We start from the raw sequence: 349 nt of genomic DNA on the forward strand, positions 1-349 counted from the left end.
TGTCTTTCTACGGAGCGGATCTGGGGCTGCGGGTCGCGCGCAAACACCTTGGCTGGTACATGGACGGTTGTGGCACACCCGCCGACGTGCGCCGCGCGGTTCTGACGGCGCGCAGCCCGGCGGAGGTCATGGCGCTGCTGCCCCGCGCGCTGGGGCAGGCCGCCCGACGGCAGGCGGCATGAGCGATCCGGGCGATATCTGGACATCGCTGCCGGTTCCGGCGGTGGTGATCGGGGCCGATGACGGTATCCGCGATGTGAACCCCGCCGCGGAAGGCTTCCTCAACGTGTCGGCCAAATCGGTACTGGGCCAGCCCGTCTGGGATGTGATCGCGGTGGACGACCCGCTC

Annotated in this window: 1 pseudogene; it reads left to right on the forward strand. The window is 69.6% G+C overall.

Features of this window, described 5'->3' with window-relative positions:
* A pseudogene (locus A3728_RS12945) lies at nt 1-182 on the forward strand (tRNA dihydrouridine synthase DusB); the annotation flags it as partial.
* Nucleotides 183-349 lie beyond the last annotated feature (167 nt).

The organism is Sulfitobacter sp. HI0040, assembly GCF_001634885.1.
Lineage (GTDB): Bacteria > Pseudomonadota > Alphaproteobacteria > Rhodobacterales > Rhodobacteraceae > Sulfitobacter.